This window comes from Nostoc paludosum FACHB-159, assembly GCF_014698835.1.
GTDB lineage: Bacteria > Cyanobacteriota > Cyanobacteriia > Cyanobacteriales > Nostocaceae > Nostoc > Nostoc paludosum.
This window is the reverse complement of record NZ_JACJTU010000016.1, coordinates 130,732-155,423: the sequence shown is the minus strand read 5'-3', so window position 1 is coordinate 155,423 and position 24,692 is coordinate 130,732. Positions and strand designations below refer to the sequence as shown.

The 24,692-nt window shown below is 41.7% G+C and carries 22 protein-coding genes and 1 tRNA gene; 14 read left to right on the top strand and 9 right to left on the bottom strand.

The features are described 5' to 3' along the window. Window positions 1-175 precede the first annotated feature (175 nt). The 7 genes from nusA (at window position 176) to H6H03_RS18120 (ending at window position 8,700) form a co-directional block, all read left to right on the top strand. Complete coding sequence (gene nusA / locus H6H03_RS18150; RefSeq protein WP_190956492.1) at window positions 176-1,471, top strand: transcription termination factor NusA; 1,296 nt, start codon at window positions 176-178, stop codon at window positions 1,469-1,471. 148 nt (window positions 1,472-1,619) lie between these two features. Continuing rightward, on the top strand, window positions 1,620-1,889 hold the full coding sequence (locus H6H03_RS18145) for a YlxR family protein (RefSeq protein WP_190956491.1): 270 nt from the start codon (window positions 1,620-1,622) through the stop codon (window positions 1,887-1,889). Between the two features lie 112 nt (window positions 1,890-2,001). Continuing rightward, window positions 2,002-2,358: a hypothetical protein gene (locus H6H03_RS18140; RefSeq protein ID WP_190956490.1), complete on the top strand. Its 357-nt coding sequence runs from the start codon at window positions 2,002-2,004 to the stop codon at window positions 2,356-2,358. Window positions 2,359-2,376: 18 nt separating this feature from the next. After that, the gene (gene infB, locus H6H03_RS18135; RefSeq protein WP_190956489.1) at window positions 2,377-5,517 is read left to right on the top strand and encodes a translation initiation factor IF-2; all 3,141 of its coding nucleotides are present in this window, start codon (window positions 2,377-2,379) and stop codon (window positions 5,515-5,517) included. A 96-nt stretch (window positions 5,518-5,613) separates the two neighbouring features. Continuing rightward, on the top strand, window positions 5,614-6,249 hold the full coding sequence (locus tag H6H03_RS18130) for a low-complexity tail membrane protein (RefSeq protein WP_190956488.1): 636 nt from the start codon (window positions 5,614-5,616) through the stop codon (window positions 6,247-6,249). Between the two features lie 127 nt (window positions 6,250-6,376). Continuing rightward, window positions 6,377-6,574, top strand: coding sequence for a hypothetical protein (locus H6H03_RS18125; RefSeq protein ID WP_190956487.1), 198 nt, complete (start codon window positions 6,377-6,379; stop codon window positions 6,572-6,574). A 434-nt stretch (window positions 6,575-7,008) separates the two neighbouring features. Beyond that, window positions 7,009-8,700 carry a DUF1565 domain-containing protein gene (locus tag H6H03_RS18120; protein WP_190956521.1) on the top strand — a complete coding sequence of 564 codons (1,692 nt, stop codon included), beginning with the start codon at window positions 7,009-7,011 and terminating at the stop codon, window positions 8,698-8,700. A gap of 351 nt (window positions 8,701-9,051) precedes the next feature. Here H6H03_RS18120 and H6H03_RS18115 read toward each other — a convergent pair whose 3' ends face one another. Continuing rightward, on the bottom strand, window positions 9,052-9,345 hold the full coding sequence (locus H6H03_RS18115; RefSeq protein ID WP_190956486.1) for a DUF3493 domain-containing protein: 294 nt from the start codon (window positions 9,343-9,345) through the stop codon (window positions 9,052-9,054). 33 nt (window positions 9,346-9,378) lie between these two features. On the opposite strand from H6H03_RS18115, the gene H6H03_RS18110 reads away from it, so the two are divergent. Then, window positions 9,379-9,450, top strand: a tRNA-Thr gene (locus H6H03_RS18110). Window positions 9,451-9,572: 122 nt separating this feature from the next. Here H6H03_RS18110 and H6H03_RS18105 read toward each other — a convergent pair. The 3 genes from H6H03_RS18105 to H6H03_RS18095 all read right to left on the bottom strand — a co-directional run bounded on the left by H6H03_RS18105 (window position 9,573) and on the right by H6H03_RS18095 (window position 12,598). After that, the gene (locus H6H03_RS18105) at window positions 9,573-10,619 is read right to left on the bottom strand and encodes a M42 family metallopeptidase (RefSeq protein ID WP_190956485.1); all 1,047 of its coding nucleotides are present in this window, start codon (window positions 10,617-10,619) and stop codon (window positions 9,573-9,575) included. 8 nt (window positions 10,620-10,627) lie between these two features. Next, window positions 10,628-10,915 (bottom strand): PEP-CTERM sorting domain-containing protein, encoded by a 288-nt coding sequence (locus tag H6H03_RS18100; protein ID WP_190956484.1) that lies wholly within the window; start codon window positions 10,913-10,915, stop codon window positions 10,628-10,630. Window positions 10,916-11,200: 285 nt separating this feature from the next. After that, entirely contained in the window at window positions 11,201-12,598 is a 1,398-nt protein-coding gene (locus H6H03_RS18095; RefSeq protein WP_190956483.1) for an S-layer homology domain-containing protein, read from the bottom strand. 533 nt (window positions 12,599-13,131) lie between these two features. Between H6H03_RS18095 and H6H03_RS18090 the strand changes: the two genes are divergently transcribed. Then, entirely contained in the window at window positions 13,132-13,272 is a 141-nt protein-coding gene (locus H6H03_RS18090) for a hypothetical protein (protein WP_190956482.1), read from the top strand. Window positions 13,273-14,300: 1,028 nt separating this feature from the next. Beyond that, the gene (locus H6H03_RS18085) at window positions 14,301-15,506 is read left to right on the top strand and encodes a histidine kinase (RefSeq protein WP_190956481.1); all 1,206 of its coding nucleotides are present in this window, start codon (window positions 14,301-14,303) and stop codon (window positions 15,504-15,506) included. Window positions 15,507-15,758: 252 nt separating this feature from the next. On the opposite strand, the gene H6H03_RS18080 is transcribed toward H6H03_RS18085, so the two are convergent. Beyond that, on the bottom strand, window positions 15,759-16,787 hold the full coding sequence (locus tag H6H03_RS18080; RefSeq protein WP_190956480.1) for a GGDEF domain-containing response regulator: 1,029 nt from the start codon (window positions 16,785-16,787) through the stop codon (window positions 15,759-15,761). Further along, complete coding sequence (locus H6H03_RS18075) at window positions 16,775-16,975, bottom strand: hypothetical protein (RefSeq protein ID WP_190956479.1); 201 nt, start codon at window positions 16,973-16,975, stop codon at window positions 16,775-16,777. Before H6H03_RS18075 ends, H6H03_RS18080 begins: the two co-directional genes overlap by 13 nt. Window positions 16,976-17,739: 764 nt before the next feature. On the opposite strand from H6H03_RS18075, the gene H6H03_RS18070 reads away from it, so the two are divergent. Continuing rightward, on the top strand, window positions 17,740-18,000 hold the full coding sequence (locus H6H03_RS18070) for a chlororespiratory reduction protein 7 (RefSeq protein ID WP_190956478.1): 261 nt from the start codon (window positions 17,740-17,742) through the stop codon (window positions 17,998-18,000). A 164-nt stretch (window positions 18,001-18,164) separates the two neighbouring features. Here H6H03_RS18070 and H6H03_RS18065 read toward each other — a convergent pair whose 3' ends face one another. Beyond that, window positions 18,165-18,737 carry a DUF2854 domain-containing protein gene (locus tag H6H03_RS18065; protein WP_190956477.1) on the bottom strand — a complete coding sequence of 191 codons (573 nt, stop codon included), beginning with the start codon at window positions 18,735-18,737 and terminating at the stop codon, window positions 18,165-18,167. Window positions 18,738-19,125: 388 nt separating this feature from the next. Between H6H03_RS18065 and H6H03_RS18060 the strand changes: the two genes are divergently transcribed. Then, complete coding sequence (locus H6H03_RS18060; protein ID WP_190956476.1) at window positions 19,126-19,305, top strand: hypothetical protein; 180 nt, start codon at window positions 19,126-19,128, stop codon at window positions 19,303-19,305. Between the two features lie 251 nt (window positions 19,306-19,556). On the opposite strand, the gene H6H03_RS18055 is transcribed toward H6H03_RS18060, so the two are convergent. Together H6H03_RS18055 and ppk1 are read right to left on the bottom strand one after the other, a co-directional pair. After that, window positions 19,557-19,973, bottom strand: coding sequence for a response regulator (locus H6H03_RS18055; RefSeq protein ID WP_190956475.1), 417 nt, complete (start codon window positions 19,971-19,973; stop codon window positions 19,557-19,559). Window positions 19,974-20,259: 286 nt separating this feature from the next. Further along, window positions 20,260-22,440, bottom strand: a complete 2,181-nt coding sequence (gene ppk1, locus H6H03_RS18050) for a polyphosphate kinase 1 (RefSeq protein ID WP_190956474.1) — start codon at window positions 22,438-22,440, stop codon at window positions 20,260-20,262. 605 nt (window positions 22,441-23,045) lie between these two features. Here ppk1 and H6H03_RS18045 point away from each other — a divergent pair. Together H6H03_RS18045 and H6H03_RS18040 are read left to right on the top strand one after the other, a co-directional pair. Beyond that, window positions 23,046-23,450, top strand: coding sequence for a hypothetical protein (locus H6H03_RS18045; protein ID WP_190956473.1), 405 nt, complete (start codon window positions 23,046-23,048; stop codon window positions 23,448-23,450). Window positions 23,451-24,062: 612 nt separating this feature from the next. After that, window positions 24,063-24,506, top strand: a complete 444-nt coding sequence (locus tag H6H03_RS18040; protein WP_190956472.1) for a hypothetical protein — start codon at window positions 24,063-24,065, stop codon at window positions 24,504-24,506. Window positions 24,507-24,692: the final 186 nt, after the last annotated feature.

Below are 24,692 nucleotides of genomic sequence, written 5' to 3'. Positions count from 1 at the left end.
TGCAGAGGGAAAGTTGCAGTAAATCTTTCCCCTCCGTCCCCCTGTGTCTTACCATGCCCCATGCCCCATGACGCCACTTGCTCCACATTTGGAGACCAAATGACCGCAGTGGCTCCCCCATGCCCCAATCCCCAGTCCCCAATACCTAGTCCCTAATTTTTACAGGAGATTGCTTATGTCAATGGTTACTTTACCTGGATTAAAAGAATTAATTGAAAGTATTAGTCGAGAGCGTAATTTACCTCGTCTTGCAGTTCAATCAGCTATTAGAGAAGCACTACTCAAAGGCTACGAACGTTATCGTCGCGCTCAAAATTTAGAGCGCAAACAGTTTGACGAAGATTATTTTGAGAATTTTGAAGTAGAACTGGATATAGAAGAAGAAGGATTTCGCGTTCTTTCCACTAAAACTATTGTTGAAAAAGTCAGTAATACAGACCATCAAATTTCTCTAGACGAAGTTCAACTAGTAGCTCCCGAAGCACAGTTAGGCGACTCCGTAGTACTGGATGTGACACCAGATCAAGGAGAATTTGGTCGCATGGCAGCCATGCAAACCAAGCAAGTACTAGCGCAAAAACTCCGGGATCAACAGCGCCAGATGGTGCAAGAAGAGTTCCAAGATTTAGAAGGAACCGTTCTGCAAGCAAGAGTCCTGCGGTTTGAACGTCAATCAGTAATTTTGGCAGTTAGCAGTGGTTTTGGTCAGCCAGAAGTGGAAGCGGAATTACCAAAGCGCGAACAGCTACCCAACGATAATTATCGGGCAAACGCCACTTTCAAGGTATATCTCAAAAAAGTTTCCCAAGGTCAGCAACGGGGGCCGCAGTTACTAGTATCGAGAGCCGATGCTGGTTTGGTAGTTTATCTGTTTGCTAATGAAGTACCAGAAATCGAAGACGAAGTAGTACGGATTGTTGCCGTAGCTAGGGAGGCAAACCCCCCTTCCCGTTATGTAGGCCCCCGGACTAAAATAGCAGTAGATACTCTCGATCGCGATGTAGACCCAGTTGGTGCATGTATCGGAGCTAGGGGTTCGCGAATTCAAGTGGTAGTCAACGAATTACGTGGTGAAAAAATAGATGTAATTCGCTGGTCACCAGACCCAGCAACATATATCGCTAATGCCTTGAGTCCAGCACGGGTAGATGAAGTCCGCCTCATGGATCCAGAAACCCGGCAAACTCACGTACTAGTGGCTGAAGACCAACTGAGTTTGGCCATTGGCAAAGAAGGACAAAATGTCCGTTTAGCAGCACGCCTGACGGGCTGGAAAATTGATATCAAAGACAAAGCCAAGTACGACCATGCCGGAGAAGATGCTAAATTTATAGCTTCGAGAGCGAAATATCAAGCAGAGCAAGAAGAGGATGAAGATGATGTTGATTTTGAAGAATTAGAGTCGGAAAATCAAGACGACTTGGAAGAAGAACTAGATAATGATACTTTTGATGCTGAGGATGAAGAATAATTTCTCAATTTTGTTAAATTTTGTTACTGTTGATTTTAATCCCAATCTCAAAGATTTTTTGTTGAAAACGAGTTGGTATAAGTAAAAAATAGTAATAACGAACTTCTTTCTACACGGAAAATGCTGAACTGAGATCCTCACAAAACTGATGAAACCAAATTATCGGCGCTGTATTAGCTGCCGCAAACTAGGTTTAAAAGAAGAGTTTTGGCGGATTGTACGCGTCTTTCCTTCTGGAAAGGTACAATTAGATCGGGGTATGGGGCGTTCCGCCTATATTTGTCCTCAAGCGAGTTGCCTACAAGCAGCTCAAAAGAAAAATCGACTAGGGCGATCGCTACATGCATCAGTGCCAGAAACGCTGTACCAAAGCTTGTCGCAACGTCTAGCCAGCAATAATACCCAAAATCAAATTTAATTATTTGGAACAACTTAGTAGCGTCATCAGTAGAGAAATTGTGCGAAAGTCGAATTAGTCGCGCCTTTTTCATATTCTCTGTCGAACGTTAGGGTTAGTGCCAAAATAGTAAATGGGTGTAGAAAGCATTCGGCTCTTTTGTCAAAAGAGGGGCGGAGCAACACTACCAGAACAAATGTACTCGATTGTGTTGTGGAAGACTCAGAATCAGCAAAACAAAAAACTAGAAAATGGCAACCTGGTAGCGCTCAGGCGCATTTCGGCGTCAAGGGTTCCCATAAAAATCTTTTATTTAAAAAATTTTTATGGGCATCTCTCAACCATCATTCTTGGTGGGGATGCCATCATTAAACCGAAACATCTCTCTTTCCTGATTGGAGGCACCGGCAAAATCACCAAGGGCAACCTAAAAACAGTAATCAAAGGATGGAGATGTCGCAAACCAGGCAGCCATCCGCTAAAACTGTAAATTAAAGGGGAAGAGTGGATGAACAACGGCAAAGTTAGAATCTATGAATTATCAAAGGAATTGAATTTGGATAACAAAGAGCTATTAGCAATTTGCGACCAGCTCAACATTGCGGTCAAAAGCCATAGCAGCACGATTTCAGAATCCGAGGCAGAACAGATTCGTACTGCTGCACAAAAACTCGCAGCGACAAATGTCACGCCTAAAAAGGAACCAGGTACAACCAGCCATAAATCAAATTCACTACCAAACGGCGGACGTAACCGACCTGCTGCACCCCACAAACAGCAAATTTTGGAAATACGCAAACCGAAAATATTGAGAAATACTACCTCCAACGCCTCAGAGGCGTCAGTTGCTACCAATACCCAAGCTGCTTTGTCTGAAGCTAATCCTCCCTCACCTCCACGGCCTTTCGCTACACCAGTCTCACCCATGAAGCCGACGGCACCAACTCGACCCGTACCCCGGAATCAATCTGAGACCACAGAGCAACCTCCTGTGCAAGATTTGGAACAAACACCTCCTCCAAATCAGCCACAGGAAAAAACAGTTGCCCAAAAACCGGAAAAAGTAATTTCACCCAGACCGAAACCGGAGAAACCTCAAAAACCGCAATTAGTTGCGCCACCGGCAAGACCAGCGGCAGAACAACCACAGGTAGCTGACCAGCAACCTCCGGCAGACAAACCGATCCTCAAACGCGAACGTCCACGGCCCGCAGAAGGCGATCGCGACCATCAAATTATTAAGCCAAAAGTCGCTAAGCTGCCAACAGACCAGGCCTCGCCAGCGGCACCACAAAAACAGCCTCGTCCCACTACTTCACCCGGCAAACCGGAGCCAAGGGGAAGTCGTCCATCAGCACCATCACCAATAGGAGATGGGCAACGACCAAGACCTGCCCGTTCTGGTGAAGCTGTAGCAGCAGCAATGCCAATTGCTACTCCACCAAGACATTTGTCAGCAATAGCGGCGAAAACCGAGGTATTAGGTGAGGAGCCAATCGCCCCTGACCTCCTGGATTTAAAACGCCCAACTCCACCCCGACCAACCAAAGGCGGCAAAAAGTGGGTAGAAGAAGAAATCATCGACGAAGTTAAAGAAAAAGCAGGCAAGGCCGGCGTTAAAGGCAAGCGAAGCAAGCCAATACTTCTGGATGATGACGAGTTTGAAGACGATTTGCTGGATGATGACGATCTAGACGCACCAGCCACCGTCCAAGTCAGCCTTTCCATCGCCCGTCCCCCCAAACCCAAATCGGCTCGGCCCGCACAAGCCCCAGCGGCAGCCTTGGTTAGTGCCCCAACAGCAAGAGGTAAAAAATCGACTTCTAACCGCGACCAAAACCGTCGCCAAGAAGTCGAAACCAAGCGCGAACGTCCAGAAAAAGTTGTGGTCACAGGGCCAATGACTGTCCAAGAATTGGCTGACCTGTTGGTTGTTGCCGATACAGAGATTGTGAAAATCCTGTTCCTCAAAGGCATGGCAGTCAGTATCACCCAAAATCTGGATATTCCAACAATTACTCTGGTAGCAAAAGAACTAGAAATAGAAGTTGAAACTGCCGAACCAGAAGCAGAAGCTCGGAAAGTTACCGAAATGGTCAGCGCTGAAGATATGGAAAATCTCCATCGCCGTCCGCCAGTGGTAACAATTATGGGTCACGTAGACCACGGTAAAACAACTCTACTCGACTCGATTCGTAAAACCAAAGTAGCTGCTGGCGAAGCAGGTGGTATTACCCAACACATTGGTGCATATCATGTGGATGTGGTACATGAAGGCAAACCACAGCAGATAGTCTTCCTAGATACCCCTGGTCACGAAGCCTTTACAGCGATGCGGGCACGAGGAGCGCGGGTAACAGATATTGCTGTGTTAGTAGTAGCTGCGGATGACGGCGTTCGTCCCCAAACCATCGAAGCTATTAGCCACGCCCAAGCAGCAGGAGTGCCAATTGTCGTCGCCATCAACAAAATTGATAAAGAAGCTGCCCAGCCAGACCGGGTGAAACAAGAACTCACTCAGTATGGTTTAACAGCAGAAGAATGGGGCGGCGACACAATTATGGTGCCGGTGAGCGCTATCAAAGGCGAAAACCTAGATACGCTCTTAGAAATGATTCTCTTGGTAGCAGAGGTAGCAGAACTATCTGCCAACCCAGACCGGGCTGCAAGAGGAACTGTCATTGAAGCACATCTGGATAAAGCCAAGGGAGCAGTTGCTACCCTGTTGATTCAGAATGGTACATTGCATGTAGGAGATATGCTAGTAGCAGGCTCCGCCTTTGGTAAGGTGCGGGCAATGGTGAACGACAGAGGCGTCAGAGTAGAAGCAGCCTCTCCCTCCTTTGCTGTTGAGGTATTGGGCTTAAGTGATGTACCAGCAGCAGGCGACGAGTTCGAGGTCTTCGAGAACGAAAAAGAAGCCAGAACCCTAGCAGGCGATCGCGCCGACAAACAAAGGCTATCCCGCCTGTTGCAAGGACGTGTCACCCTCACAACCCTCTCAGCTCAGGCACAAGAAGGCGAGTTGAAAGAACTCAACTTAATCTTGAAGGGAGACGTGCAAGGTTCTGTGGAAGCCATTGTGGGAGCGCTCAAGCAAATCCCCCAAAACGAAGTCCAAATTCGGATGTTATTGGCTACCGCTGGGGAAATTACCGAAACAGATATCGACTTAGCATCAGCTAGTAACGCTGTAATTATTGGCTTCAACACTACCTTTGCCAGTGGCGCAAGACAAGCCGCTGATGAAGCGGGTGTAGATGTTCGGGAATACAACGTTATCTACAAACTCTTGGAAGATATCCAAGATGCCTTGGAAGGTCTTCTCGAACCAGAGTTGGTGGAAGAGCCCTTGGGTCAAACCGAAGTCCGCGCCGTCTTCCCAGTTGGTCGTGGTGCCGTTGCTGGGTGTTACGTTCAATCTGGCAAGCTAGTTCGCAACTGCAAAGTGCGGGTGCGACGTGGCGGTAAAGTGATTTATGAAGGCGTGCTGGACTCCCTCAAACGGATGAAAGAAGACGCCCGCGAGGTAAATGCTGGTTATGAATGCGGTGTCGGCATTGATAAATTCAATGACTGGGCTGAAGGTGATATCATCGAAGCCTATCAAATGGTTACCAAGCGCCGTACTCTCACCTTAACTAGATAGTGCTGAGGGTAAAATGGTTACAAGTTAGGAGTTAGGAGTTATGAGTTAAAACTCTCTAACTCCTAACTCTTAACTTTTAGCTCATAACTTTAATATATGGCTTCATTTCGCTCTGAACCAATTTTATGGATTCACGTCGCCGGATTAGCGACGTTACCTATTTTTTCAATACTCTGCTTATTGTTCCTGTCTGTGGGTGAGCCGTTTTTGCCCGTCTGGATGGAACTATTCTTAGTAGCCGCCATTGGTGTTGTGCCGCTGCTATGGATGCAGCTGCGTCGCCCCTTTTACATCTTTGGCCTTTTGGGAATAGCCTTAAAACCAGAAAATTTGACAGAGCGGCAGCGAAAAATTCTTTATTTAACTAATACAAAGTTAAATCGTATCCTAGCCCTAGTAACAGCAGTATTGTCGATTTGGGCGTTGTGGCATATATATCAATTTGCCCCATCAGTAGCAAATACAGCTAAGTTTTTACCGCAATGGCGCAGCCTTGGTTTAATACTTGCTGCCTTAGCCTTTTTAGCCAGTAATCTATTTTTACAAATACCCGTTAGTGTCATGCGAGTTTTAGTGACTAATGACACAGAATTTGCAGCCATAGAACCGTTATCTTTAGAAAAGATTAAACAAGATTTTACAATTTTAGGCGTGCGGGTTAATCAAATGTTACCCCGATTGTTTGAATCTTTGTTCGCAAGAAAAATAGATTCGCAGCAGCCCCCAGAGTAAATACTATTTTATTTGAAGTGGCTAGGAGCAGACGGTCTTACGCGCGGACATGAGGGAGTGAGCGAGAAGTATTAACCAATACCCCATGCCCAATGCCCAATTACTAATAACAGAGGAATGAGGAATTATGGCTCAAATTCCAGCTTATAGTGATCGCCAATTTTCTGCTGATAGTGAAATTTGGTATAGCCTCAAATGTGCTATTTCTACTAGTTCTGGTTTTCAACGCTGGCAACTAGAACGCGGCGCTCAATTACAGGGACTTCGCTTAGAACAGCAGGTACAACGATATTTACGAGAAACTTTAGAAACTTTAGCTTATTAGATACTCAGTAAATCTTGTAGGTAACAAAGTTGGTGGTAGCCGTTGTCCAAGCGATCGCCACAACTTCCAGTCATGATATCCCAGCATAATTAATTCCGAAATCCAGCTATAGTACTTTGACCCAGTAAGGAATTTAAACCCTTGTCTGGTTAATGGAGACTTTAGCTGGATTTATGCTGTGCTGTACTATTAGGACTTGAAAAGGCTGATTCTCCACTCCTACGGAAGTCAAAAATCAGATCCGATTGCCATAGTAAAATTTTCTGAATTAAAGTATATAACTTATGTATAAGTTCTGTGATTTATCTCAGGAATTTAGCTGAATTAGTGCTAATCATTCGGTATAGTTTTGCATGGGTTTTATAGCAGCTTACAAAACTGCTAGCTTTAACCTTGTTCGACATACCGTAATTCAGCACATCACAGACTCAAAAATGAAACATCGGGGTTTTGAGACTTCTCCAGCGAAAAATTTTCGCCATCTTTCTGGCAATCATCTCAGATATAGTCTACGCATGGCAGCCGGGCTAACGGCTTTGTTAGTTGTTTCTGGTGGGTCAATAGTACTACCTGGTGAGGTCAATGCTGGTGCTACTCACCCAGAAGGTATCGTCCCAATCACAGCGCAAGTTCCCACCACTGCAACAGTCATTTACGTTAATCCTACAACTGGTGCAGATAACGCTGGTGCTGGTACTACCGCTAATGCACCTTACAAGAGCATAAGTTTTGCTCTTAGTCAAGCCCAACCAGGGACAACAATTCAGCTTGCACCTGGAAATTATAGCCAGGAAACTGGGGAAACCTTTCCCATCTTGCTGAAACCAGGGGTGACACTGCGGGGTGATGAAGCTACTAGAGGTCAGGGAATATTAATTTCGGGTGGAGGTTTCTACACTAGCCGCACCTTTGCCAGACAGGACATTACCATCCTTGCCGACCAAAATACGACCATTACAGGGGTCACTGTCACCAACCCAAATAGCCGAGGTACTGGTGTTTGGGTGGAATCAACGAATCCCATCATCAAAAACAGTACTTTTACTAACAGCATCAGAGAGGGCGTTTTTGTTACTGGTACAGGCAACCCCAAAATCGAAAGTAACATCTTTGTGCAAAATAAAGGCAATGGAGTTTCAGTTGCTAAATCTGCCCAAGGAGAAATCCGCAGTAACTTATTTCAGGATACTGGTTTTGGTATAGCGATCGGTGGCACTTCTACACCCTTAGTTGTAGAAAACCAAATCATCGAAAACCAAGACGGTCTTTTTATCTCAGAGTCAGCTAAGCCCGTATTACGTAAGAATGTCATTCAAAACAATAAGCGGGATGGTGTTGTAGCGACTGTTAGTGCTTTACCTGACCTTGGTACCAATGAAAATCCTGGTGGTAATCTGATTCGTAATAATGCTCGTTATGATGTCAACAATGCTACTAAAACTGGTACAATTCTCGCTGTTGGCAATGATATCGATCAAAAACGAATTGCTGGTTCAGTAGATTTTGTTGCCGCAGTTGTTGACGTACCCCCAGGAGGAACTGTCGCCTTTAAAGATGTGCCAGCAAATTACTGGGCAAAAGTGTACATCGAAGCCTTAGCTTCCCAAAATATTATTGCTGGGTTTCCTGATGGTACTTTTAAACCCAATGAACCTGTAACCCGCGCCCAATTTGCCACCATTATCACTAAGGCTCTGACACCACCAGCCAAGCGCCCAGCTATTAAATTTAAGGATGTAGCAAGCAATTTTTGGGCTTTTGCTGCAATTCAATCTGCTTACCAAAGTCAATTTGTTTCTGGTTATCCTGATGGTACTTTTAAGCCACAACAACAAATTCCGAGAGTGCAGGCGTTGGTAGCTTTAGCAAATGGTTTGGGCTTGACTGCCAACGATCAAAGTGTTCTTTCGTTTTACACCGATGCTGGTCAGATTCCTAATTATGCGATCGCCCCTGTTGCTGCTGCAACTGTACGACAGCTAGTAATCAATTATCCGACTGCTAAGCAACTCAATCCTAATCGTCAGGCGACTAGAGCAGAAGTCGCTGCCTTTGTTTACCAAGCACTTGTTAATAGTGGACGTGCCCAACCAATTCCTTCATCGTATTTGGTAACGGTTCAATAAAGAGTGCTCAGTTGTAAAGGCTTAATTGATTAATTGAAAGCGCCAGACTGGTAAATTACCAGTCTGGCGCTTTCAGTATTGTGAATTTTATTAAATTTCAGGTTTGAGTTATAAAATTTGGGGTCTTTAAATATAGTTGACCCCATTTGAATGAAATTGAGTTTATAGTCAGGGTCTTTATATTGGCTGACCCCGTTTCAACGATTTATAGTTTCTCAGAAATTTTTACTTTTTGAGATTTCGTAATAATTTCTTTATTTTTTCTTTCCTGATATTTTAATTATTATCAAAATATTTAAGCTGATAAAGATATGTAAAAAAGCATTGCAAAAATTAACAATCCAAATGGATTCAGGAATTAGTATTTTTACCAGATTTGCGGCTTTCTTGGCGACGCTGCTCCCAGCGCCAAAGAAAAACCATCAAGGTAACGATTCCTATTTGGAGAGCTAAATTCGGCAAAGCACTGTCAATATCGCGCCCTGCAAGCACTCTGAAAAAAAAGATGAATGCCCCAATTAAGCCAGAAGCACCAAAAGTAATATAGAAAAATTGTCGCAAGCCCCGATAAGGCGCTGCCATTTCTGCTTTGAGGCGGTTATATTGTTCGGGGCTAAGGCGATTTTTCGGATTTGGATTTACCATAGGTGAATCATGCTATACTATTCGATTGTGTACGCCGATGTGGCTCAGTGGTAGAGCAGCTGATTCGTAATCAGCAGGCCGTGGGTTCAAATCCCATCATCGGCTTTTATCAAGTATTACTAAACACTAAAGCTTGGCATAAAGCAAGCATTTAGCCAAATCAGTGTCAAAAAATAGCATAGCTAGATCGATTAACGATGGTGAATCAGGCTAAAAAATCCAAAAAATTAAATCTCCAACTCAGTTTCGCAGAAGGCTTTTAATAAATCAATACAATTAGCGATCGCTCCTAAATGAGCAATTTCATAACCGTGGGTATTTTGAGTAGGAAATGCTAAACAAGCAGCACGTCCAACATGTCCAAATTTCATGGCAATTGAACCATCGCTACCAAATCCACTCAGAGTTGTGAACTGAATTGGCATATCCAACTGCTTAGCACATTGGCGTATTTGTCCATTTAATCTCTCATCATATATCCCATAAGCATCTTGAGATAAAAGTACAGGGATTTCCCCATCCTTAACAGGATATTCCTCAGATAATGGACAAATTTCTAAAGCAATTAAGGCATCTAAACGCTGATTTTGAGTAAAAAATAAGGCGCCAATTGCCCCGACTTCTTCTTTTGCTGAAGCCACCAGATAAACATCCACAGGTGGCTGTTTTAGACTTTCAGCTAAAGCTAGCAAAATGGCAACAGAGGCTTTGTTATCTAATGTGTAACTAGCAATATGATCCTTTAATCTAATTGGCAACTTGCGATGTTTGCCAATCACCATTCTCGTTCCAGGTCGAATCCCAGCAGTTTCGAGTTCAGCCGTAGTGCGTTTGGTTTCAATCCAGGCATTTTCCCACTTGACGCTAGTATCTTCCTGCTGGACTTTTTGCGGAGATTCGTGGGAAACGTGGCGGGAACCAAAGCTGAGAATTCCGTTGATGGTTTCATTGTCTCCCAGCAAATCTACCACACCTTCGCCGTAAATCCAGGGAAAAGAACCGCCGAGTTTGCGGACTTCAACGCGACCTTCATCACCGATATTTTTAACAATCCCACCAATTTCATCTTTATGGGCTGTAATGGCGATGGCTCGGTCTGGACTTCGCCCAGGGATTTTTGCAATAATGTTGTCGGCGCGATCGCACCAGACTTCTACACCCAGTGCTGTAAATCGTTGGATTAACAACTGGTTAATTTCGGCTTCTGCACCACTAGGAGAATGATGCATCACCAACTCTGCAATAATTTGAAATAAGCGATCGTAATCCCACATTAATAATATTACTTGTCAACTGTATGAGACGATTGTGCGCTAGAAACCAGACCCGCAGTCGTAAGTGCCGACCTTTTTTGCTGGCGCTTGAGTACTCCTACTGTACCGAAAGTACCAACTGCCAACAATGTCCCCAACTCTGTCGAAGGTTCCGGAACAGACTTAGCCTCAATCGCCGCCAGTGTAGTGTCCGCTATCACCTGATGAGTAACGGTGGTTGGGTGGTAATTGCCCCAGATGAGAAGCTTGTTGTTGACAGGGTTACATATATCTAACTGAGATCGACAAGATTCCATTACATTCGTAAAACCCAATTCACTTGCCTGATTAAATTAAAGAATAAATATTAACAGGGGTAATCTTTGATATTTGTTAGACCTGTGAAGATTTTTAATAAGTTTAAAAATCATCAAGGGCGATAATGTGACAACTTGTTTTTCTGGCTTACTTCAAAACTAGGCAACTCTGTTAAGTTTCTTTACGTTATTTTACTTAACTATGCCTTAAAATTTCATCAATCACAGATAAAAATGCTGTAAATACTTAGATTTACATTATCTTTGATAAAGTAGGCAATAACTTTAACTTTGCTTTAATTTCAACGCATCAGCCGCTGAGACACCTTCCCCTTGAGTTCCGAAGTACCACAAAGCTGTAGCAGCCTCAGCACGAGTTACTGGTTTTTTGGGTTGAAACAAGGTCGTATAGCCAAATACCCGCCGAATATTCGATTGTTCCCCATTTTGAAAATCAGCCAAAACTGCTCTTAAAGCCTTAGAATCAATTCGGGCTGCGTCTTGAAAACCCCAGGTTTGTTTGACAGCATCCAAGTTAGCAGAGGGTAAGGCTTGGCGAGTATCTAAGGGTAATTTCCACAGCAGTAACACCTCCCGTGTTAAGGGAGCATCAGGACGAAACAAAACAGCTGTAGAATCTCCAGATAAAGGACTGGGAATTAACCCAGCCTCAGCTAATCCCTGAATTGCTGGAAAATCAGGGTCTTTTGAGGATACATCACTAAAAGCTGGTTGAGTGCTTTCTGCTGCTAGGCGAATTTGTTTAGCTGAATTGCTGGCATACATAGCATTATTAGCAGCAATTAGCCAACGGGCGTATTCGCGACGTGTAACGATTTTACCGGGTTCAAATTGGTTAGTTGTGGCAGCAGAATTACTCTTAGTTGTCTTTGGTTCTATAGACAAAACACCTAAAGCAGCTAAATCTTGAATGTGCTGTCGCCATTCTTGTGGTGCTTTATTGAGATCGTTGAATGTCTGAGATTCACGTGTGACTGTGGGAGTTGTTTGGTTATTAGTTGTGGTTGGTGGCTGCGATGCCGAGTTTGCAGGTGGTACAGGGCCGATGAACTGCGGATCTCCTGCTTGGGGAACATCCTTACTACTATTGTTAGCATTTGTACTTGGAGTAGGTTGTGCTGTTGCAGTACTACTATTTGGTACGTACTCAATCAGTAATTCTGTGGCTGTTTGGGGTTGATTCGGTGTAGCGTTAGTAACTGATTGAGGCTGAATCGAAACTTTCAACAGTGAATTATCACGACGTGCCTCAAAAGCACCTACTCCATCATCTGTTGGCTGTTGCGAAATTTGCCAGTTATTTGTTTGCAACTGGTTACGATAAAAGCTAGCAATCAAGTTGCTAGGATCGGAACTCAACCAACGAGTTGAGACTTTGTTTTCGGAATCGCTAGCAGGTGTAACTTCCTGTAGTTTGGCATTGGAATATAGTGGAATATCTTTAGGGAAATCAGCTGGTAACTGAACTGTTGAGTCGTTTTGCTGTGCTTGTGGTTGGTTAGTCTGAGATTCTCCAAAGACAACCGGATTATTTTGCAGTTTAGGATCTGCTGCCAAAGACTCCTCAAGGTTTTTGGACACTGGACTGTTAGCACAGGCTGTTAACGAAGTGAATAAAACAGCCAAACTCAGAAATACAGCTGGACGTTTAGCAGGAAGCACAGGAAATCACAAATTGAGTTTCAGTTCCTACCCTAGCGCAAACTGTCCATTAAATGGGAATGGAGGATGGGGGGACGTGGGACAGGGAGACGCAAAAACATGGAGAAATTACTCACTGCATCTTCTTCTCTCACTGCATCTTCTTCTTTCACCCCGTCACCGCGTCCCCCAGTCTCCGCGTCTTCTTTATTGAGAATGTCTCAAAAAATTAGTAAACGGTAGCAGAAGCTACCGTGTTGTCTTCGTTTTACAGCCATTAGGTTTTGATAATTCCCATGCTTATTTATAGATTTCCCTAAAATTCTGCGAAAGTAACATTTTTGGGAAAAAACATAAATAAACCCACAGTGGTTACCATAGAGGAGTTTTATGCTGTAAATACTCAAATTTTAGGATGGTTATTGAGATTTTTCGTTACTAGACAGGATAATTGATTGATATCTCATTAAATAACAATCTAGCAAGCAAAAGCGTCAACCTACGCCCAAATGCACTAATTTGATGCGATCGCCAAACAACTGAAGTGGTAGACTATGAATAAAGCCCCCCTTAGCCTCATCAAAAAAGGGGAATCAATGAAATTGGCTAACGCTGGCTTAAATATCGATTCTGAAGATTATTCATCTGACGATGGTAAGCTGGATAATGAAATGTCTGAAAAATGCCAGTGTTGAGTAATTCCAGGAACTTAGCGTAAGTTTTTAGTTCTTGAGGGTAGGGGTTATGTAAAGCAGTTAACTGGTTTTGGATTTTGGATGAAAACACACCACGAGGCTAGCGCGCTGCTGAGGATTTTAGATTTGTTTCACTCACTAGGGGTGAGGTATGTAGCTTGCTAAAAAGCAGCAGTGCTAAAAAATCTCAAATCTCAAATCTCAAATCTCAAGTTCCTAGTTAAGTGTCGTAGCCGTTTGGGTAGCATCTAGCAATGATTCTTTACCAAGAGTGCTACTTATGCTCTAGTGAAGAGTTTGTTGGTAGCGCTACATAGGCGGCACATCACCCCCGAACGATTAAACAAACACTTTCTCCTCGCCACTCCCGTATGTTTCTTAAAAGCCTCAAAAGTAGTGAGTGCTTCCTCTTAAAGTGCGATCGCTGGTATGTTATCCAAAGCTCCTTCAAAGCAACTTAACCTCTATTCTTTTGGAATAGCAAAGCAGTTGTTTGAGAAAGGCCCCCAACACCCCGTCCCTGGCAATTTATGAAGGCAGTAATTACTATAGACTATTTGCCAATCCTACTGTTGATTGGATAGAGGTACAAAAGATACTTCATCGAACGCACTGGCAGTTGAAAAAACTACACTCTTGGCCTAAATAGTTAACAGCTACCTGATAGATCGGATACAATTAGCATCTACGTTTGGTTCAGTGTTCCCTTGTTCAAAACGACTAATCATATTCACATACTGCTGTACTAGCCAATTTGACATAGTATTAAATTTTTGACATGCTGACTCTGCCGAAAAATTTTGATTCAGGGCAAATAAGGCTTATATTCAAGGAATATGAGTGTTTCTTGAAGATGAAGTCAGCCAAAAGAAGGCAAAAGGCTCAAAAACGTATATCTTATGTCAAAAATGCAGATCTGATATGAGTATGAAAAATCTAAAATAGATATTAAATTGAAGACAAACCAACGACCATCGACAACCATTAGTCCATTTTACTTTTTGTAAAGCGTCGCCGGGTTGTTACCAGTGCTGAAACACGATTACATGCAAGTTTCCCAGGATCAGCCTATTTATTCTGAGGCTCCACTCCAGCTGCTACTTTTTGTCGATGGCCGCCCAAAGTCCCGACAGCAAGTGCAGCGAATACGTGCTTACTTAAAAGAGTTGCAGGCTGAGTATAGTTTTGAACTGCAAATAATCGATGTTGGTCAACAACCTTACTTAGCAGAACACTTTAAATTGGTAGCAACACCAGCTTTAATCAAAATCCATCCGGAGCCACGGCAGATTCTAGCTGGGAGTAATATAGTAGCGCAATTGAAAAACTGGTGGCCTCGCTGGCAAACCGCCGTAGACACCTATTTAAAATTACAGGAAGACTTACAAGAGCGTATAGACGATAATGGTCGGGTGGCCTCACCCAAATCTACAATTCGTTCGGTCGCCGTTTCTGCTGAACTTATCCGCCTTTCAGACGAAATTTTTCGCTTGAAACAGGAAAAAGAAAACCTTCAGGAACAGCTACAGTTTAAAGACCGAGTGATTGCTATGTTGGCACACGACCTCCGCAATCCCCTAACTGCTGCGGCGATCGCCATAGAAACTCTTCAATCTAACTACAATGTAGAAACAGGCGAATTCCAGCGCCTCAAACCGTCCATGACGGCACATTTATTAAAACAAGCCCGCGGTCAAACTAAAATTATTGACCGGATGATTGCCGACCTTTTGCAGGTAGGTCGTGGCAAAGACACGGAGATACCTATTTTACCACAAAAAGTAGAACTAGGTAAACTGTGTTTAGATGTGCTAGAAGAATTACGCGATCGCTACACCGCAAAATGCCAAGAGGTAGAAACCGATATCCCCAAAGACTTGCCATGCGTATATGCTGACCCAGAACGCATCCGGCAGGTGGTAGTAAATCTGTTGGATAATGCGATCAAATATACACCCAAAGGCGGGAAAATTAGCATTGCTGGATTACACCGCACCACCCAGAAAGTTCAGTTCAGTATTGGTGATACTGGGCCTGGTATTCCTGTAGAAAATCGCGATCGCATCTTTGAAAACCACTTCCGCCTGCAACGGGATGAAGGTACAGAAGGTTACGGCATTGGCCTTTGTTTATGCCAACGCATCGTTCGAGCACATTACGGTCAAATTTGGGTAGACTCTGCCCCCAATAATGGGGCATGGTTCCACTTCACACTACCGGTTTATCCTTCTTAGTCATTGCGTATGGGGCATTGGTTCTTGTGAACTCACAAAGGACTAATGGCCAATGATTAATAGATCTGCCTTGAAAATAGGGACTGGGGACTGGGGACTGGTGACTAGGAAAGAAATATTTTCATTCCTTCGTTGTGAATTTTGTTCATGGAGTCTCTTGCATAAATCAAAAATAAGAACCCCAAACACCCAAAGCTATGCTTTGTCTCCCCCCGCAGGCGGGGTGGGGTGTTTGGGACTTCTGCAAAAGGTCTAATGAATACTTGAAACAAAGCGATCGCGCCCCCCAGCTTTTGCTTGGTAGAGTGCTTTATCTGCCCGCACAATTAAATCTAAAGGTGAGGATTCCCAAGTCGGGACAACAGTTGCTACGCCCATACTGAGGGTGACGTACCGACTCACCGCTGAACCATCATGAACAATTTGCAAATCTCTGACTGCTGCTTGCATTCCTGCGGCAACGTGAACTGCACCAGAGGCATGTGTATATGGCATAATCACAGCAAATTCTTCGCCACCATAACGGGCTACTAAATCCTGATGTTTTTGTGCCTTTTGGCTTAAGACAGTACCCACCTTTTGTAAACAGACATCGCCGGCAGGATGACCATATTTATCGTTGTAAAATTTAAAATAGTCGATATCGCATAAAATAAGTGACAGGGGGCATTCCTCCTGTGCTAAATTAATCCACTGAGTATTAAGATAATCGTCAAAACGACGACGATTCGGTAAACCTGTTAAGCCATCAACATTTGCGAGGTGCTGCAAAGCTTGGTTTGCTGCTTCTAGCTGTTTGTATACTTGCGCTTGCTGTAGTAGTCGGCGTAGCCTTTGGCGCAATACAGGCCAGTGAATTGGCTTAGTAACATAATCAGTTGCTCCTGCCTCAAAAGCACGGTCTACAGATTCCTCATCGTCCAAGCATGTGATCATCAAAATGGGAGTTCGCTCCCATATCTTGGAGATTACAGTATTGCCAAGCACAGAATCAGTATCAAAGGTTGCGAGTGCTGAGATCAGATTATTTCTAGCAATCTGAAGCAATTGTTTACAGCAAGTAAAGCCATCCATTACGGGCATTACAGCATCCAGCAAAACTATATCTGGTTTAATAGTCTCATAAGCATCTAAACATTGCTTACCATCATTGACCTCGACCACTCGGTAACCTTCTTGCTCCATAGCTTTACGCAGCAACACTCGAATGGTCTTGTCGTCATCAGCCACTAGAATCAGTGGTGGTTGCTTAGAAAGAGAAAATGGGCTTATGCCTGACATGAGTTACATTCTACTTGCGAGACTATCCTGAAAAAGGCTGAGCAATCACATCGCATCGGAGCGATCGCTGTTTCCATCGACGCCAGCATTTGTGGCAAGGGTATGTTTAGCTTGACAATCAACTGTTTTTTGAGAATAGACTGCTCAATATTATTGAGCCAAGCAAGCGGTAGATAACTAATTTGCATATACAATCTATAATTGGAACTCAAAGGCAATTGCTACCTTTTTGTTCCCCTATGGTTAGGGACGAAATGTTACTGTTATATTTCCCCATTATTAAAGTTAAATTGCAATTCTCTTGAGAATTGTAAATTCACAGCTTAATTATTTAATTTTGTCGTTCGTTTAAAAACGTAGCTAGATAGGTCAAAGTAATTGTCAACCCTGAGTGAGAATATAGCTAATACTAAATAAATAGGAATATTACTTAAATTCAACCAATTGAGTCTATTCGTCAACCATTGAAGTGATTTAGTATAATTACATAAGATTGATATTCATTATGTAGAAAGGTTTATTCTTTAATTAATCATTCTTGAAGAAATCAGTAAAAATTCTTATGTTCGCTCATGAATTTAGGATACTTAGGATACTTAAATCAGTTGAGAGCAGATTAATTTAGTAATTAAGATTTTATAAATATAATTAATAAAAAATTTAAAATATAATTTTTATATATATCAAAATAAAATTTATAATTAGATTAAAATCAAGACACCAAAATCGAGCATTCGATGATTGTTGATGAATCCAAAAGAATAAGCGATCGCGTAAACAAGGAAAACTCAGAGTAACAAAGTAAGCAGATAAAATCTTTAGATATTATTTACAGAATTGTTACACAAAATTTATGATTTGATTGCTGTATAAATTATGCTTTTTATACAAAATAAACACTAATTTTTTTGCAAAAAAAATCAAAACCATCTACATTCACTAAAACTCAAAAATGCCAAATCCATTAATGTATCAACAAGATAATTTTGTTGTTCTAGAAACCAATCAACCAGAACAATTTCTGACATTATCAGAGTTATTAGAAAAACTTAAAACAACTATCCAGCAACTTCAAATTCAAGATTTGCCACCTGACTTGCAAAAATTTGATACTGTCGAGACCCAAGCACAACATTTAATCGACACCAGTTGTGAATTAGATATTGGCCCTGGACAATATTTGCAATGGTATGCAGTTCGTCTAGAAAAGTAATACCATTTTGGATTTTAGATTTTGAATTGGGAATTGCTTTGTGTGCCTGAATTGTATGAATTAGGTGGGGAGCAAAGGGGCAGAGGAAGAGGAAGCACAGGGGAGAGTAATCGCTTCTCAGTCAACAATAAACACTCTCAGTCCCCAGTCCCCAGTCACCAATATTATTGACTATTGACTATTGGCTCCTTTTGAGCATCTTTTATTAATGCTACTTCAATTTTATTTTCAGATGGTTGGGTTATTTGAATTTCAACTCCAGGCCCGAAATAATTGGTCATCTTTTCTTGTTTTTTTTGCCATAAGTCAATTGGTATTAGCGGTGAATCAAATTCTAAAATTAAGGTGTAACTTCCATTGACTTCTGTTTCTCGTAACCCTGTAACTATTGGTCGTTCTTCATCGCTAGGACTCAAACCCAAAAAATCAAGTGTTGTATCAAAATGGGCATCTTGACCATAGCAATATCTGGTAATGTCTTTGCGAATTTTATTTTGAGTTACAGTTGCTTGCTGCTGACGCAATTTTAATGTTGATGGTGACGTAGGTTGGCTAAAGGGTATTGGCTTGAGTTCATTAGCTTTCAGTGCCAGCCCCCCCAACAATAGAGGAATCCCGTAAAAAAATCCGACAAGATTGAGTGTCGCATTATCAGCAGCATAGGCAACAAAGCCAATGACGGTTAATATGCTACCGATAGTTAAACCGAGTGTTCCCAAAGAGATTTGGCCTAGCATGAGCTTAGATGAGTATAAATTGCTAATATTTCATACTATTTCTCAAAATCTTGGCAACAAATGAATTGCCTGTAGGGGTTTACAGTTGTGTGCGCCTACCTACGTACCTATAGTAGGAATTTTATGAAATAGTATTAGTTTTATTATCATCGGCTATGAGTCACAAATTACGAAAGAGTATTAGCCCATCTTGCTTGCAGCATTCTCAATGAGTCATACCAATTTTGGATTTTGGATTTTGGATTTTGGATTAAAACCCTTTGCCAACTGTCTTTAGAAGCAAATACGCTTGGGTTAAAGGAAGTCAAACCCAGCCTACTTAGTGTTCCAGAATATTAGATTATGAGTTAAGTTTAAACTTAAAGGTACTTAACACGAAGAAAAAATAATGGATCTACAGACTATAAAAGAACGAATCGCCGTAGTGCAAAGTAAGCGGGACTACTTGCTGAGTCTACTGGAACAGCCAAACTTGGGAACTTTAAGAATTGACGTAAATCAGGCTTTGGAGGAACTAGATGAGTTAATTGATGAATTTAGACGCACGGTTCCGGAAACAGAAGTATAGTTAGGGAACTCCAAGACATAAAAACAACCCCTTGAAGTTGCTGACTGATGACCGTTGACTGTGAACAGTGGGATATTTTTTTATTTGGAAGTGCCTTCAGCTAGGCTCTCCATTAGAGTAGAAAGTATGAAAAAGCGCGTCGGTGTAACCTTAAACTTCAGGATATACCGACGTTTCTTAAGAATATAGTGTCTTCAAATCCCTGGAATTGAGCTAAGCTTGGGCTGCTAATGTAATATATTATCAATCATTCACTCTGTGACTGTGCCATTTCCTGCACGCATACCTAACTGCCTAACTAAAGCAATTAGTTCTGAGGTAGGTACGTCTTTTTTACAAACATCATCAAAGCTAGACATTTTTTTTGTCTTCTGGAAACTTACATCCTCTACTGAAGAGTAAGCAAGGATTTGAGTGTTAGGAGATATAGCTTTGATTTGGCTAGATGCACTCCAGCCATCCATGACTGGCATTTGTAAGTCTAGAACAATTACATCAGGTTGCCAACGTTTAACCATTTCTATTGCTTCTTGACCATTACTGGCTAAGCCTACAACTTGGATATTTTCCTGGCAGGAAAAAGCCAATTGTAAGGTTAAACGAGTAAGTTCGTGGTCATCAACTACTAGAACGCGCAAGGTAGAAAACTCACAGGATAACATTAACATTGAGGGATAAAGACAAAATTATTTACAATAACCCCTCTAGTTTATGGGAATAAGTGCCAGTACTTACTCTATCCTATGGTTGAATAACTTCTATAAACCTATGACAAATAACTTAGATAACTTTTCAAAAAATTAAAATTTTGTAAAGAAAACTAAGTCGATCTAGTTTTGACACTCCCAACAGCTAGAAGCTGGCAGATTCTTGCTTGACAGGGATTCAAAATAGGTAGAAGCTAGCAACTTGCGCCTTTGATTTTCGGTCAAGATATGGGGAACTTAATATTTATTAATCAATCAGGTTTGAGGCTACACCAGTTGAGCGTAAGGCCATATTAAGCAGAGTTTTTTGAGAATTGGCTTCTGGAGAATCATCATAAGGACGCCGTTGAATATAAGTGCCATCGGCTTGTAATTCCCAAGCTTGACGATTATCTGCGAGCATAATTCCTAGAATTTCTTGCAAATCTTTAGCAATATCTGGGTCTTTGATTGGGGTAATTACTTCCACTCGTCGATCTAAGTTGCGGCGCATCCAGTCGGCACTGCCAATATAAATTTCCTCCTGTGTGTTGTTATGAAAATAATAAATCCGAGAGTGTTCTAGAAAGCGACCGACAATGCTGATTATATGAATGTTTTCACTAATGTCTTTGAGTCCTGGGCGTAAACAACAAATGCCTCTCACAATTAAATCAATTTGCACTCCAGCGCGGGAAGCTTCATATAAAGTAGCGATAATTTCTGGATCTACTAGAGAATTCATTTTGGCAACAATGCGTCCAGAAAAGCCATTTTGAACATTTTCGATTTCGCGGCGAATAAGTGCCAAAAAACGATCGCGCATATTCACAGGTGCAACCATCACCTCTCGATAAGACTTTTGCCGAGAGTAGCCTGTTAAGAAATTAAATAAATCTGTGATGTCAGCACCCACTTCTTCACGGCAAGTAAACAATCCCAAATCTGTATACAACCGTGCAGTTTTCGGGTTATAATTACCAGTTCCAATATGTACGTAGCGACGCATCCGGTCTTTTTCTCGTCGTACCACCAAGACGGTTTTACTATGAGTTTTTAGCCCGACTAAACCATAGACAACATGAACTCCAACTCTTTCTAGTCGTCTTGCCCAGTAAATATTATTTTCTTCATCAAACCGCGCTTTTAATTCCACTAGCACAGATACCTGCTTGCCATTTTCGGCGGCGGCGATTAAAGCGTTAACGATGGGTGAGTCGCCAGAAGTCCGATAAAGAGTCATTTTGATGGCTAGCACATTCGGGTCGTAGGCGGCGTAGGTAATAAAGCGCACCACCGAAGCCGAAAAAGATTGATAGGGATGGTGTACTAACAAATCTTTTTCGCGAATTACCGCAAAAAAGTCTTTTCCTTCGTCTGTTTCTAGTGCATCTGGGTCTAAACTGGGTTCTCTAAGACGTTGGAGGCGTGATGGTACAACAGATTGACGTGGTGGATCTTTGAGTTCTGGTAGTGGTAAGGACATGAAAGACATCAAATCCCGCAGTCCTAAAAGGCCATCTACTTCGTAAACATCACTGTCTGTTAATTCTAAATCTTGCAATAATCGCGATCGCACTGGTTCAGGTGTTTGGGATTGAATTTCTAGCCGCACTGGACTTCCACCCAAACGCCGTTTTCGCAGTTCTTGTTCGATCGCTAATAATAAATCATCTGCTTCATCTTCTTCTAAGATTAAATCGGCGTCGCGGGTAATCCGAAATGGATGATATTCTTGAATATTCATCCCTGGAAATAAAGATTCTAAGTTATGAGCGATCGCTTGTTCTAAAGGTACGCCAACCCAATGAATTGGCTTTTCATTATCTAGGGTTGCTAACTCAGGAGGTAACGGTAAAAATCGCGGCAGAACGTTAGGAACTTTAACTCTGGCAAAAAATTCTTCATCGGTGTCTGGATTTTTCACCACAACTGCCAAATTCAGACTGAGATTAGAAATAAAAGGAAAGGGATGACTGGGGTCAACAGCCAGGGGAGTCAAAACAGGAAAAACTTGTTCTTCAAAATAGCTGTCGAGATGATTCCGCTGTGTCTGATTTAAATCTATATAATTCAGGATATGGATGCCGTAATTTGCTAATAGCGGGCGGAGTACTTGCTCAAAATGTTGATGCTGTTTCTTTACCTGGGGAATCAGGGTAGACCGAATATCGTCTAGCTGTTGTTGTGGTGTGCGACCATCGGGAGTTAACAGGCTGACCTTCGCTTCAACTTGTTGCTTTAAAGCAGCAACGCGCACCATGAAAAACTCATCTAAATTAGAACAGAAGATTCCTAAAAACTTCAGGCGTTCGAGAAGAGGAGTGCGATCGTCACACGCTTCATGTAAAACTCTGCCATTAAATTCTAACCAGCTTAACTCTCGGTTAAGATAATATTGTGGATCGTTAAGATTAATAGGGGTAGTGCTTTTTTTAGATTTCGCCATAATGACTTAAGGGCAGGCAGGTGTAGCCATTTAACTTGGGGATACTAAACATAGTAAGTTAAATGGTGCTTGAGCGTTACCTGAGGCAACAGTTAGTTATAGCTGCTTTTAATTATGTGGAATATTAATATTTCGTAGGGGCGCACAGCTGTGCGCCCCTAAAACGTTATGTCTTAGAATTCAAATCATTGCTCAGAGCATATTACCCATGAAGATGCACTCAAGATTTAGCAAAGATATGACATGGTTAATTTGGAAAATTTCCGAGCAATTATTAAGCGCAGTTTACAGATGATTTTGGTCTAAAAGTAAGTCTCAAGTCATACCTTTAGTATTTTTTAGATGTAGTTTATAAAATACAAAGTTTAGTAAACATTACCACAACTGCTATACAGGCATCGATTAGGCAAAAGGTTTGCTGAATCTCTTGTATAATTGAGATTTTGTTGTTGGCATTGAGATCTACACTCACAATTTTTTTATTAATTTTTTTAATTTATGACCACCAGTATTTTGAAAAAATTCAGTGTTATCACTGAAATGTTTATGGAGAGCAATAGTTATATTGAAAACGCAAAGATGAATACACAAGGAGCTTGTGAATCATGAAACTTTCTACAATTATCAAAGGCAGTGTTTGCGTATTAGGTTTAGTTGGTGTTAGCAATTTCTTTGCTGCACCTGCAAAAGCAGATCAAGCTGCTGCTCGTGGTGCGGTTACAATCGTTAGACCATCAGGTTCTTCTATTAGTGTTAGTGGTGAAGTAGTTGCAGCTCCAGGTGCAGACTTTAGCGCTGTTAAGGTTGAATTTACAAGTTCTGGTACAATAGGTTCAAACCAAGAAACTCTCACAGATTTAACAGTAACCCCAACTGCGGGTAGTGGAACAGTGGCAGATGCCAGTACAATCGAAGGGGCGATCGCAGCACTAATTACTAGTGACACTTTTTCAACAGTTGAAGACATAGCAACCCTTGTCAGAGCAAATAGTGCTGGCGGTTTAGAATAGATTGATTGTTAGCTCAAAGAAAATCACGATAGTGTAAAAACTCATAGGCTTTTAGTCTAGATTTTCTTGGCTTTGGTTTTAGGAAGCATTGCCAGCAGTAGAGATAAAATCATTGTGCATCCCCACGCTAGGCATTTGCATCGAAATATTTGGTAATAGGCAGATTAATTCCCTGACTCAATCTCCTTTATCTATATCCATAATCTTGATGCGGGATAAGATAAACGGGAAGATGTAAAAGATTTAAGAAAAAATACAGCCCCTTAAATGTAGTTTAGGGGCGGTATTTCCAAACTTATCCACAATATTACCATATAAACCCGGTTTCTCTAAGAAATCGGGCTTTTAATCTTTGTTTAAATAGATACTTCACGAAATCTTCTTAATAAGGCAAGAGGCAAGAGGCAATAGGCAATAGTCAATAGCTAAAAGGCAATAGGGACAAGACAATAACGCAATAATTACTCTTGCCTTTTGCCCTTTGCCTTTTGCCTTTATTGCCTAAGTGTCAATCGTTATACCAAATTTTAGTAGTCTAGCAATCAAATCTTTTGGGAAGTTACCGCTATATTTCTCATGCCAATTTAAAACAGCATGAGGAATAAATCAGACATGTATAGCGTATTTTGCCAACTATCTGTAACGTGCAAAAAAAGCATTTATTTGCTGGGCTTTATCAGTTTAACTAATTTTATTGCATCGCCAGTAAATGCACAAGAAGCTGTGGCGCGTGGTGCTGTTTCTATAGTTTCGCCTTCTGGCGCTTATCAAAGTGTTAGTGGTGAACTGTTTTTACCTGTTAGTAATAATGTTTTAAATCCCGGCACAAGCACCACTCTAACAGTCACACCTACTTTTACAAATATTGGCACAATTAATGAAAGAATAACTTCCTTATCTCTCACGGTAGGAACAGCCACAGAAGTAATAACAAACAATAACAATTCACTTTTGAATCAAAATGTAGAAACAGTCAATAATTTAACATCAATTACCGATGCAGGCTCTCTGATTGAGACAATTAACGATACTAACAGTTTAGGAGCTTTAGAATAATTCATAAGTATTTAATGTTCTGGCTGCATCTACAAATATCAGGAATTTCGAGACAATAGGCAAGAAGTTTTAAGTTTCTAATTTTTTGAGAAAATAAATAATCACTCTATTCTGTTTTTGGGGATATTGAATAATCAATATAGATCTCTAAAAAACTACATATAGTACATTTGATTTTTGAAATAT